The following is an 11,435-nucleotide window of genomic DNA, read 5'->3' as shown; positions in this document are numbered from 1 at the left end:
AAGCATAGCATAAATATGGGTTTTTACACAGCCTCGGCGGAGAGCCGCCTGACGGCGGTGCGGCATCGCTACCTCAGCAATCGGTAACAGCAGTCATTCACACAATCCGCAACGAGCCTAAATGCCGAAGCGCGGTTTGCAGTTGAATTCGGATGCAGCAGCTCTGTCGCGGCATCTGTCCCAAGCGGGCATTCCGTTGCATGCCGGTGTGGCTCGACAGCCGCGTTGCCGCATGTCGCAAGGAGTCCATTCCCCATTTCGAGACGCGGCATGGGTGAGGCCTTTGCAGGTGCAGCGATTCTCCCGGCCCTTGCCGGTCGCACCTCTCAGCCCCCAAGGGGAGTGGCCGCCCCGTGCATCTGGAGAGTGATGCCTGATTGGTAGTCTTTGTACGCTTTGATCACGGTTTCCCGCAGCCAGGTGTTACCAGGATCGGACCCATTGCGGGCCGACCAAGCAAAGCGCTGCCGGAAATCCTTCGGGGCGGCGACCGGCTCCAGCACCTGAAGATCATAGCGCTTCCAGTTCTCTTCCATCGCAACACTCGGCATTGTCGCGATGAAATCGGAGGCGGCAAGAACGGGGCCGACGAGGGGGAAATCATGCACCTTGCCGGCCATGGTCCGGGGCCGTTTGAGCAACCGGTGTTCCTTGTCCACCGGAGAGACACCGGAATTCTCGACGGCGACAGTCAGGTAACGGTATCTGGAGGCGGTCTCGGCGCTCCAGTTCTTGGCGGCAGGGTGGCCCTTGCGCACGAAGCTGAAGAAGGTGAACGGCTCCAGTTCGAGCGCGTCGATCCCATCCATCAGATAGCGTTCGCCGCCGACATGCTGAAGGTCGATCATCCCGTCCGCCAGATCGTTCTGACTGGTTGCGGTGATCCGGACCCATTCGATCATCAGGTTCGGGGCGGCCGCGCAGATCGTGGCGGTCAGACAGGTTATGAACGCGGGTGACGAATGTTGAGCGATCCGGAACACGCGGTCGCTGGTGGCCGGGTCGAACGGCTCCGGGGTTTCCAGTGCGCGGCGCAGGCCCCGCAGAACTGGCCCAAGCTCATCGGCCAGCAGCAACGCCTGCGGGGTCGGTTGCATCTGTCCGCCGACCCGCACCAGAAGCGGATCGTCGAATTGCGTGCGCAGACGCCCCAAGGCATGGCTGACCGCAGAGGGTGTCAGGCCGAGCCTGTCCGCCGCCGCCGCGACGCTTCCGCCCTCCATCAGCGCCTCGAAGGTGGACAGCAGATTGAGGTCGATCTTGTGTAACTGAATCTTGCTCATGTCGGCCTGAAATCGTTTCGCTGGACTGAAACAAGCATGGCGTGGATAGTCTGATCAAGTCCAGTGAAACGCGACAGGCCCCGCAGCAAAATAAGAGCAGGGCGCTGAATTCAGACCGCTTTTCGTGGGCGAATTGCAAGACGCTCTGCCCGCCACCTGACAGGGCAGATGAAACAGACCTGAATAGCATTTCCGACGGATACGTTTCCGCGGGTCGGTTTCCCGACCCGACAGGACAGGTCTGTCCAACCACGAACAACAGACACGAGGTTAGAATGATGACTGTGAGCGAGAAGACCCAAACGCACGACTACAAACTGAGCGGCGAAGCCAACGGCCGCATCTGGGGCGCGCGCGCTGCGGATTGGGCCACCATTCAAGAAGAGCAATGCGCCCCGGCCTACCACGCGGTCTTCGACAAGGCGGTCGTCGGGTCCGAAACACGCCTGCTCGATGCTGGGTGCGGTGCCGGCATGGCCCTTCAGTTCGCCGCCGACCTTGGAGCACATGTCGCCGGCATGGATGCCTCGGCGGCGCTGCTGGAGGTTGCGCGCGACCGGCTGCCCGGCGCACGGCTGGAACATGGCGACCTCGAGGTTTTGCCCTTCGACGACAACGCCTTCGATGTCGTGACAGGCTTCAATTCCTTTCAATACGCTGCCGATCCGGTCGCGGCCCTGGTTGAGGCCCGCCGCGTGACCCGGCCGGGCGGCAAGGTGTTCATCATGACCTGGGGCGAGCCTGGCAGCATGGAGGCCACGGCGCTTGTCGCTGCGCTCAAGCCGCTGCTGCCGCCGTCGCCGCCGCACGCTGCCGGCCCCTTCGCTCTGTCCGAGCCAGGCAAGCTTGAAGCGCTGGCCGCTTCGGCAGGGTTGACCGCTCTGGGGGTCTTCGACGTGAGCGCCCCTTGGCGCTACCCCGACCTCGGCACGGCACAAAGGGGCCTCGGATCGTCGGGCGTTGCCGTCAAGGCGGCCGAGTTCTCGGGGCAGTCTGCCCTCGATGCGGCGCATAAAGCGGCTCTCGCGCCATTCCGCAAGCCGGACGGAAGCTACCGCATCGGCGCCACCTTTCGGGTCCTCATGGCCGGAGTGCAAGGCTGACGCAGAGTTTGACCGCTCGCCAATCTCATCCACTTCAACGCGGCTCTCTGGATAGGGCCGACCTCAGACACACAGGAGCAATACCATGAATGCAAGTATCAGACACCTCATCATCTCCGCCACCGCCGCAATGGCCCTGACCGGGACCGCCAGAGCCGAGGCGCCCGAGTATTTCATCATCCACCACCTCGACCAGGCGCCGGAAGACGCCGCCGCGATGGTCCGCCAATATGTCGAAACCGACGACGACTGGTCCTTCATTTTCGAAACCCGCATGATGGGCGGCGCGGTCATCGGGCTGAAGATCTGCTACAATGATATCCGCCGCGATGTCGTTGCCGCCGGGATGCACACGCTGGCCATGATGCCATGTGGCAACCTTGCCTTCTACGCGGAAGACGGTCAGTCCACCTTGTCGATGCTGGACATGTCGTACATGCCCGCGCTTTTTCCCCATCCCAGCCTCGAGGTCGCCGCAGACAAGGCGCGCCCGGCCTACGCTGCAATGCTCTCCGAGGTTCTTGGCGTGGACTGATGCGCGCCAGACCGGATGCCAGTCAGGCCGTTCGGAGCGCTAAGCCGAGCTCCGTTCGGCTCGGCGTGCGCCTGCGGTCCCGGATGGCTTGGCCGATGACGTCGTTTCACTTTGGCGATCGCAGCCGGACGGTCTACTACCGAAACTCGCAGTTGCCCGTTCATTCATTTGCGCCAATTGATCGCAGGAGCGTGGCATGGCCGAAGCGCCGACCTGATCGCCCCCCCCGACCGAAAACAGAAAAGGAAACCCGAAATGACCGACACATTCGTTGCTCCCATTGGAACATGCGTTGGTCATGTCCACCTGCGCGTGGCCGATCTGGATCGCGCGATCGCCTTTTACCGCGACGTTCTGGGATTCACTCTCAACGTGCGTTGGGAAAACGCCGCATTTCTGGGCGCAGGCGGCTATCATCACCATATCGGGCTGAACACCTGGGAGAGCGAGGGGGCGACCCCGCCCCCGCCGGGCCACACCGGATTGTTCCATGCGGCCTTTCTTTATCCGGACCGCAAGGCGCTGGTCGCCGTGCTGAAGCGGGTCGGGGCTGCTGGCATCCCCTTTGATGGCGCGGCCCATCATGGCGTCAGCACGGCGGTCTATCTGCGCGACCCGGACGGGAACGGGGTCGAGCTGTATCTGGACATGCCCGAAGAACAGTGGCCGCGTGATGCGGAGGGGGGTCTCGTCGTGAGCAATCAACGCTTCTCGGTAGATGATTATATTGCCGAAACAAATGTGCCATGATGAACCAACGGGGGCTGAAATGGGAAAATCCATGACCACCATCCTGAAGACCGCCGCATTCGCGGTTGCCGTCCTTGCAACGGGTGCTGCAGCGGTTACCGCCCTGAACCGCGACATTCCCGACTTCGCGGTGCCCGCCGGGCCATGGCAGGCCGGGTCCGATCTTGATGGTCGGGCCTTCCACGTGACGGGAACCGTGCTGGAAACCGGGGCCGCTATGCCCGAAACCGTGCTGTCCTTTGTGGACGGTCAGTTCCAGTCGTCGCGCTGTCAGGTGGCCTGTGAATTTGGCTGGCATGAATACCAGACCTTCACCGAGGGCGAACGCATCCACTTCACCGCCACGACCCGCTGCCCCGAAGCGCCGTTCACCGTTGTATGGTATGGCACCGTCGTCGGTGACGAGGCGCAGATTGCCGGAACCTGGACGGTCCGGCGCTGGTACTGGACACATCAGGCCACCATAACCGCCGCCGAGGGAAGCCCGGTGGAAATCGGGGCGGCGCTCAGCGACGGATGAACAGCGCGCAACAACCCTCCTCCGGCCCGGGCCCGGTCACGATTGCCCTGCGTGTCGTCGCGCTGATCGCTGTCGTGGTGGCGGCGACATGGGCCGCCCATCTGATCCGCGACGCGCTCGACCTCACGATCATGCCGGCCAACGAACAGCAGGTTCATCGGGCGATCATGCTGGGCTCGGTCGCCTATATCGGGCTACTGGCCTTGCCCTTCGTGCCCGGCGCCGAGATCGGGATCGCGATGCTGACCGCCTTCGGCGCGGCCATCGCCCCCCTTGTCTATGCCGCGACCGTGGTATCGATGATACTGGCCTATGGCGTGGGCCGTCTGTTGCCCATCACCGCGCTGGAGCGGCTTCTGTCGTTCTTGCGCATGCGTCGCGCCGCCGATCTGGTGGCGCGCGCGGCCCCGCTTGCGCGTGAGGAGCGGCTGGCGATGCTGCTGGACGGCGCACCACCCCGCACGGTGGCGCTGGCATTGCGCCATCGCTACATCGCGCTGGCGCTTTCGGTGAACATTCCAGGCAATGCGGTCATCGGCGGCGGTGGCGGGATCATGCTGATGGCGGGCCTCAGCGGGATTTTCGCACCGGTTCCGACCCTTCTCGCGATCGTTATCGCGGTGTCGCCGGTGCCACTGGCGGTGATGCTGCTTGGGGCTTGAATGGACGTGTGGTCGCTGAGCTGGGCTAACGTGGATGATCACCACTCTTGAGACGAAAGTCCGCTTCCACGCGCTGCATTGGAGAGCACATTCGGGCAGGACGTCTGGAGCCGGGCAGGCACGTCGATGTGACACTCGCGGTGACCCCATTTTTCAAAGCTCACCATCTAGTTCGCCCTGAACAACACTCATGCCATTGATTTTACGTTAAAACGTTGTGGTTTCTCTCGCCACGGCCTGCAGGGTTTTGTATAATTTCATTTAGAACCCTGCAATTTCGGTCCCGCTCATGAAGCATCGCCAGCGCCCTTTGGAACAGGATGATTTGCTGCGTCCGCGGCTGGTCGACATGATCGACCCGCGGCACGAGTTGGTGAAGCTGGCGGCGTTGATCGACTGGGAGGTGTTCGAGCGCGAATGGGCCGGGTTCTTTCCGTCCGGCAGGGGGCGACCGGCGACAGAGCCGCGGTTGGTGGCGGGGCTGCTGTATCTGCAGCACGCTTACCGGCTGTCGGACGAGGCGGTGGTCGCCCGCTGGGTCGAGAACCCGTATTACCAGCACCTCACCGGCGAAACCTTTTTCCAACACAAGCTGCCGATTGACCCGTCCTCGCTGACCCGTTGGCGGGGGCGCCTTGGCGAGGAAGGCGTGGAATGGCTGCTGACCCAGACCATTCCAGCCGGGCAGAAGTCCGGCGCGATCGACGAGGACAGCGTCAAGCGTGTGGCGGTGGATACGACAGTTATGGAAAAGGCCATCGCCCATCCGACGGATTCCCGGCTTTACGAGCGGGCGCGGGATCAACTTGTCGCCTTGGCACAAGAGGCCGGGGTGGAGTTGCGCCAATCCTACGCCCGCCTTGCACCGCGACTGGCGCTGCAGGTTGGCCGCTACGCTCATGCCAGGCAGTTCAAGCGCATGCGCAAGGCGTTGAAAAGGCTGAAGGGATACACCGGCCGGGTCATGCGGGATCTGCGTCGCCATCTGCAGGATATCCCGGAGGGTGCCCTGCGGGATCGCATCATCGCCAAGCTATCCTTGGTGTCCCAGCTGCTGCACCAGTCGCCCAAGGGTGCGGACAAGATCTACGCCCTGCATGAACCCGGGGTGGATTGCATCTCAAAGGGCAAGGCACGTGTCCGATACGAGTTCGGCTGCAAGGTCAGCGTGGCCACCACACTGGACGAAGGCTTCGTCGTCGGCATGCGCAGCTTTGCGGGCAACCCCTACGATGGCCACACCCTGAAGGAAGCGCTGGAACAGGTGACGATCCTGACCGACCAGCGCCCCGATCTGGCCGTCGTCGACCGGGGTTATCGCGGCCATGGCGTTGAGGCGACCCGCGTTCTGATCAGCGGCACAAGGCGCGGCCTGACACCAAAACTCATCGCAGACCTCCGCCGCNCGCGGCCTGACACCAAAACTCATCGCAGACCTCCGCCGCCGAAGCGCCATCGAAGCCGAGATCGGCCACATGAAAACCGACGGCCGCCTGTCACGATGCCCCCTGAAAGGCATAATTGGCGACGCCATCTTCGCCGTCCTGTGCGCCTGCGGCCACAACATCCGAAAGATCCTCGCCCACCTCCGGGCTTGGCTTGCCTCGATTATTGCGACCTTGTGGGCTGTCCAAAACCCACCAGAGCGGAGGCATAACGCCGTTTCGACTGTGTGATCGCATTGTTCAGACTGAACCATCTACGCGTCATTGTCGCTGTAGGTCATCATGGCGATCGACCGCTGTCGCTGGATCCCGCCGGTGCGCTGCTGCGCTGCCGTCAGTCTGCTTTCCACCCTCCACGTCGATGACCTGACTGATGCTGCAGGCTGCATGGGAGTCCGCAAGGGGCCGGGCTCGACCGAGAGGTCACAGCGGCGGAAAGTGTGAGTTCGCTGCACCTGCAAGCGCATCCTGTCAAAGAGCCCGCAGCAGACGTGCAATCGTGTCGTAAATATGGTAATTTTCATTAAATCAAGATCACGAAGAGGACCGCTTGATGATTGCCGATGTCTCATTCGTTACTGAGGTCAGAGACCTGCCTGCTTTCCGAAACTTGCTGATTGACTACTACAGAATTGTTTTGAAGACATTTGAGGCCGCTGGCGGTCCGGCCCTCCTGCCAGAAGAGTTGGCGGAAAGCTCATTGGAGCATCTTGACGAGATGTTGCCGCCGGAAGGTCGTCTCGTCCTCGCCCGTGGTGAGGGTGGGCAACTTTTGGGTTGCGGAACGCTTCGACGAATCCGACCTGACGCGGTCGAGATGAAGCGGATGTTCGTAAGACCTGAAGCACAGGGGCTTGGATTGGGAAGGCGTTTGTTCGAGATGCGTATCGAGGAAGCTCGGAACATGGGTTGCCGCGCGATTTATGCCGATACCGCCAAAGGCAACCGCCCGATGCTGTCGATCTACGAGCGGTTCGGCTTCAACTATATTCCGCGTTATCCCGAAAACGCCAATCCGCCAGAGTTCGAACCCTACCTCGTTTACTTGGAGTACCGTTTCCCTCAGCCATTGGACTGAGTAGATATTGCAGAGCTTTATATTGTTGAACACGCTACCTATTCTGTGGAGCGACATGGACGACGGCTCTGTCCGCATTGTGTGGCTTCGAACGGCCGTCTATTTTGCGCTCGCAGCGAATGGCTGGTCTGGTGACGCCGCGCCGCAGCGACGGTGACTGCAATGAATGTCTCGTGTGGGCCAGGCTCGACCGAGAGGTCACAGCGGCGGGAAGCGGCCTTTCGCCGCTTGTACGAGGTCCTGGGCAACAACCGCGAAAGCGGACCGAGGTCGCTTGGTTTGGTAAATGATGGGAAGACTGCTGTTTTGTGCGATGTGCCTCGCTGACGTGATAGAGTTTGGCAGGTAGCCCTCCGACCTCTATCGTCGCCTCGGTATCCATTTCCCAGGATGTCCAATGATCGATTTTGTTCAGCCCGGAATCGAGCTTCTGCGTGACCTGCGCAGGCTCAGGATCGACGGATCGGATCAAGTCATCGGCGCTCGTGCTTTTGACGTACTGGCCTATCTTGATGCGCATTCCGGCCGGGTGGTGACGAAGGCGGAACTGCTGGAGCATGTCTGGGCCGATCTCAACGTCGAGGAAAGCAACCTGACGGTCCAGATCGCCGCGCTGCGCAAGCTGATCGGGGCGCGTGCCATCGCGACGGTGCCGGGTGTCGGCTATCAGTTGACCCTTTCTGCCAAACCCCCAGCAGAGCCGCCCAAGGCGCTGCCGCTGCCGGACAAACCCTCGCTCGTGGTGCTGCCCTTTACCAACTTGATGGGGTCCGCAGACCGCGATTACCTTGTCGATGGCATCGTCTCTGCCGTAATCACGGCGCTGTCGCGGGTGTCGTCCTTCTTCGTGATCTCCAGCACTTCCAGCTTCACCTACAAGGGCCGTTCTGTCGATCTGGCCGAGGTCGGGCAGGAACTTGGTGTGCGCTACATTCTCGAAGGCAGCATCCAGCAGGCGGGCGATCAGATGCGGATCTTCACGCAACTTGTCGAAGCCGCGACCGGCCACACCCTCTGGCAAGACCGCTTTGATGGCCGCGCAAGCGAGATCTTCGACCTTCAGGACCGGGTGGCGGAACATGTCGCCGGCGCGCTGGAGCCGAAGCTGATCCTGACCGAGGCCGCACGCGCGCGCGCCAAACCGACCGATAACCTTGCCGCCTATGACCTGTGCCTGCGGGCGGCCCCTCTGGTCTGGCGGCAGAACGCGCTGCCCCAGCTTGAAGAGGGCATTGAACTGCTGCGCCACGCACTCGAGATGGACCCAGCCTATGTATATGCCAAGGCCCTGATCTGTTACGCGCATACTGGCGCGTTCGCAACCCGCTGGTGGAGCTTCGAGCGTGCCTCGGAAGCCCTGCCCTTGGCGCGGGAAGTTCTGGATGCAAATCCCGACGATCCATTGGCGCTGGCCTACGCGGGGCATTATCTCGCCTATATCGGGTCCGCCCATCGCGAAGGGCTGACTGCGCTGAAACGCGCTGCATTCCTGAACCCGAACTCGGCGACGGTGGCCATGCTGCTGGGATGGGTTCACAACTACATGTCGCAGAACGATGCCGCGATCGAGCAGTTGCAGCGTGCCATGAGGATCAGCCCGTTGCACCCGCACATCGGTGTCATGTCGGCCGGCATTGGCAACGCCCTGTTACAGAAGGGCGACCCGCAAGCGGCAGTGACCTATTATGAACAGGCATTGACCGAATATCCCGAGTTCGCGACGACCCAGCTGGGTCTGATGGGCTGCTACTGGGCCTTGGGACGTGTCGAGGATTCGGCGCGCATGGCCGACTGGTTTCGCGCAAAGGTTCCGGACATGACGATCTCGACCTTCCGGCGCACGCGCCCACAGGAAAATGCGCTTTTCGCAGAGACCATCGTCAACGCACTCGAAGCGAACGGATTTCCACCGTGAAGCCTGTCCTCTTGACGCAACAAGTCAGCGACGGATCGCCACGCGCAGTCGTCATTCTGCCATCCGAACGCGCGGTGCGGATCGACGGCGAGACCCGGCAGATCGGCGCACGGGCTTTCGACGTGCTGGCCTATCTTCATTCGAATACAGGGCGGGTGGTGACCAAGGCGGAACTGCTGGAAAACGTCTGGGTCGATCTGAACGTTGAGGAAAGCAACCTTACCGTCCAGATCGCAGCGCTGCGCAAGCTGATCGGGGCGCGGGCCATCGCGACGGTGCCGGGTGTCGGCTATCAGTTGACGCTTTCCGCGAAAGCCCCGGCAGAGCCGCCCAAGGCGCTGCCGCTTCCGGACAAGCCTTCGCTCGCGGTGCTGCCGTTCGCGAACCTCACGGGCGATGCGGGCAAGGACTATCTGGTGGATGGGATCGTGGCCGACCTGATCGCAGCGCTGTCACGCATCCCGGTCTTTTTCGTGATCGCCGCGTCCTCGACCTTCACCTTGAAGGGCCGCTCCGTCGATCTGGCCGAGGTCGGGCGGCAACTGGGTGTGCGCTACCTGCTCGAAGGCAGCATCCAGTCGGCGGGCGACAGGCTGCGCATCAACACCCAGTTGGTCGAGGCGGAAACCGGCCGGATGATCTGGTCGAACCGCTTTTCCGGGACGCTGGCAGAGATTTTCGAATTGCAGGACGCCGTCACCGTAGAGGTTGCTGCCGCCATCGAGCCGAATGTGATCCTTGCCGAAGCGCGGCGCGCCAGTGCCAAGCCGACGACCGACCTCAGCGCCTACGATCTGTGCCTGCAGGCCATGCCAATGGCACATCGCCTGCCGGATTTCGCCAGCTTCGTCGCGGCGCGGACCCTGCTGGAGCGCGCGCTGGCACTCGACCCCGGCTATGCCCATGCCAAGGCGTTGATCTGTCGGCTGACCGAGGCCGCGCGGTCGGAACGCTGGCTGAGCTTGGAGGAGGCCGCAGGCTGCTTACCTCTGGCCGAAGAGGTCGTAGTCGACCCCTGCAACGATGCAATGGCTTTGGCCTTCGCAGGCATTACGATTGCATTTCTTGGGAAACAGCAGCAGCGGGGATTGCATATCCTGCGGCAGGCCTATGCTTTGAATCCAAATTCCAGCCATGTCCTCTATGCCTCTGGCTGGGTTCACAATTATGTCGGTGACAGTGCCACGGCGATTGATCACTTCAACCGGGCGATCCGGATAAATCCGCTGGACCCGATGTTGGGCCAGATCCGCAGCGGTCTGGGTGCAGCTCTGCTGATGTCCGGACGGGTCAAGGGCAGTGTGGCGACGCTGGAACAAGCCCTTGTCGAAGCGCCCGAATACACCGCCAGTTGGTTAACGCTTGCAATTGGGTACTGGGAGTTGGGCCTGGCCGACGAGGCGAGGCATTTCGGACAGAAGCTTCTGGCGCGCGATCCGAGCATGACGATCTCGAAGTACATCCGGGACTTACCGGTCACGACGCCCGAAATGCTGGGAAGGATGGAATGCGGCCTGCGCGGCATCGGCATACCGGAATAATCAGCGCAAAAGCCGATCCACAGCGCGGCGCGCTTCTTCGCGGCGGGCCTGAGCTGCCAGGATTTCCTCGGGCGCGCGACGCATGGCCCGGCGTTGGGCGTTCCGCGCGACGGCTTGGGCAAGAGCGCTGCAAGCGGTCCGAAACAGGGCGGTCAGCCGGGCGAGCGTCGGGGCGATTTTTCCCGCGCTGGTGACGGGCTGCAACTGGCTGATGGGAAGGTCTGTCATGGTCTGTTCCTCCGGTCCTGGTTGACCAGACAAACCTGCCAGACGAGGGCCAGCCACGTCCTGAAACAGTCCAAAACCACCCAAAACTCGCTCCGAAAAGTTCCAAATACTGAGACGACCAACATCGCGTCGTTTGCCGCCCTTGGAACGATTGGCCACTGTTCGCAGACCAGCCCGCATCTGAAGCTGATCATGATCGGGGAGTGTTAGTAACCCTGCTTATCTGATCGGGCGAATGCGGTTGTCAGATACGGTAAGGCGTCGAAACGCGTGGTGAGCATTCTGGCCAGCTGAGTGCGGGCCGCAGACCACTCTGAGTGCGCGAAAGGACGGTCCGGCGCGCCAAAAAACGGGGCCAGCGAGCCAGAATGAAGC

Annotated in this window: 10 protein-coding genes and 1 pseudogene; 9 read left to right on the top strand and 2 right to left on the bottom strand. The window is 62.1% G+C overall.

Annotation, left to right across the window (positions count from 1 at the left end):
* Positions 1-326 precede the first annotated feature (326 nt).
* Positions 327-1,283 (bottom strand): LysR family transcriptional regulator, encoded by a 957-nt coding sequence (locus EEB11_RS17830; RefSeq protein WP_135433728.1) that lies wholly within the window; start codon positions 1,281-1,283, stop codon positions 327-329.
* Between the two features lie 275 nt (positions 1,284-1,558).
* Here EEB11_RS17830 and EEB11_RS17825 point away from each other — a divergent pair, with 275 nt between their 5' ends.
* From EEB11_RS17825 to EEB11_RS17785, 9 genes and pseudogenes are all read left to right on the top strand, one after another.
* Positions 1,559-2,386: a class I SAM-dependent methyltransferase gene (locus tag EEB11_RS17825; RefSeq protein ID WP_135433726.1), complete on the top strand. Its 828-nt coding sequence runs from the start codon at positions 1,559-1,561 to the stop codon at positions 2,384-2,386.
* A gap of 85 nt (positions 2,387-2,471) precedes the next feature.
* A complete protein-coding gene (locus EEB11_RS17820) occupies positions 2,472-2,921 on the top strand; it encodes a DUF302 domain-containing protein (protein ID WP_135433724.1) in 450 nt (149 codons plus the stop codon).
* 255 nt (positions 2,922-3,176) lie between these two features.
* Positions 3,177-3,671: a VOC family protein gene (locus tag EEB11_RS17815; protein WP_135433722.1), complete on the top strand. Its 495-nt coding sequence runs from the start codon at positions 3,177-3,179 to the stop codon at positions 3,669-3,671.
* 31 nt (positions 3,672-3,702) lie between these two features.
* The gene (locus tag EEB11_RS17810) at positions 3,703-4,191 is read left to right on the top strand and encodes a hypothetical protein (RefSeq protein WP_210114955.1); all 489 of its coding nucleotides are present in this window, start codon (positions 3,703-3,705) and stop codon (positions 4,189-4,191) included.
* Positions 4,188-4,853 carry a hypothetical protein gene (locus tag EEB11_RS17805; protein ID WP_135433720.1) on the top strand — a complete coding sequence of 222 codons (666 nt, stop codon included), beginning with the start codon at positions 4,188-4,190 and terminating at the stop codon, positions 4,851-4,853. Before EEB11_RS17810 ends, EEB11_RS17805 begins: the two co-directional genes overlap by 4 nt.
* Before the next feature lie 289 nt (positions 4,854-5,142).
* Positions 5,143-6,529 (top strand): annotated as a pseudogene (locus EEB11_RS17800) (IS5 family transposase).
* Between the two features lie 322 nt (positions 6,530-6,851).
* Positions 6,852-7,376, top strand: a complete 525-nt coding sequence (locus tag EEB11_RS17795) for a GNAT family N-acetyltransferase (RefSeq protein WP_135433717.1) — start codon at positions 6,852-6,854, stop codon at positions 7,374-7,376.
* Between the two features lie 397 nt (positions 7,377-7,773).
* On the top strand, positions 7,774-9,291 hold the full coding sequence (locus tag EEB11_RS17790; RefSeq protein ID WP_135433715.1) for a winged helix-turn-helix domain-containing protein: 1,518 nt from the start codon (positions 7,774-7,776) through the stop codon (positions 9,289-9,291).
* Complete coding sequence (locus EEB11_RS17785) at positions 9,288-10,832, top strand: winged helix-turn-helix domain-containing protein (RefSeq protein WP_167852801.1); 1,545 nt, start codon at positions 9,288-9,290, stop codon at positions 10,830-10,832. The genes EEB11_RS17790 and EEB11_RS17785 overlap by 4 nt, the downstream gene beginning before the upstream one ends.
* Here the strand turns inward: EEB11_RS17785 and EEB11_RS17780 are convergent, their stop codons facing one another.
* The gene (locus EEB11_RS17780) at positions 10,833-11,060 is read right to left on the bottom strand and encodes a hypothetical protein (RefSeq protein WP_135433711.1); all 228 of its coding nucleotides are present in this window, start codon (positions 11,058-11,060) and stop codon (positions 10,833-10,835) included. It lies immediately after the preceding gene.
* Positions 11,061-11,435: the final 375 nt, after the last annotated feature.

Origin of the sequence: Pseudotabrizicola sediminis (genome assembly GCF_004745575.1) — a bacterium.
Lineage (GTDB): Bacteria > Pseudomonadota > Alphaproteobacteria > Rhodobacterales > Rhodobacteraceae > Pseudotabrizicola > Pseudotabrizicola sediminis.
This window is presented reverse-complemented; position numbering and strand designations above follow the sequence as displayed.

Coding starts and splice junctions, on each gene's coding strand:
- EEB11_RS17830 (WP_135433728.1), bottom strand. CDS start 1,283: ATGAGCAAGATTCAGTTACACAAGATCGACCTCAATCTGCTGTCCACC.
- EEB11_RS17825 (WP_135433726.1), top strand. CDS start 1,559: ATGATGACTGTGAGCGAGAAGACCCAAACGCACGACTACAAACTGAGC.
- EEB11_RS17820 (WP_135433724.1), top strand. CDS start 2,472: ATGAATGCAAGTATCAGACACCTCATCATCTCCGCCACCGCCGCAATG.
- EEB11_RS17815 (WP_135433722.1), top strand. CDS start 3,177: ATGACCGACACATTCGTTGCTCCCATTGGAACATGCGTTGGTCATGTC.
- EEB11_RS17810 (WP_210114955.1), top strand. CDS start 3,703: ATGACCACCATCCTGAAGACCGCCGCATTCGCGGTTGCCGTCCTTGCA.
- EEB11_RS17805 (WP_135433720.1), top strand. CDS start 4,188: ATGAACAGCGCGCAACAACCCTCCTCCGGCCCGGGCCCGGTCACGATT.
- EEB11_RS17795 (WP_135433717.1), top strand. CDS start 6,852: ATGATTGCCGATGTCTCATTCGTTACTGAGGTCAGAGACCTGCCTGCT.
- EEB11_RS17790 (WP_135433715.1), top strand. CDS start 7,774: ATGATCGATTTTGTTCAGCCCGGAATCGAGCTTCTGCGTGACCTGCGC.
- EEB11_RS17780 (WP_135433711.1), bottom strand. CDS start 11,060: ATGACAGACCTTCCCATCAGCCAGTTGCAGCCCGTCACCAGCGCGGGA.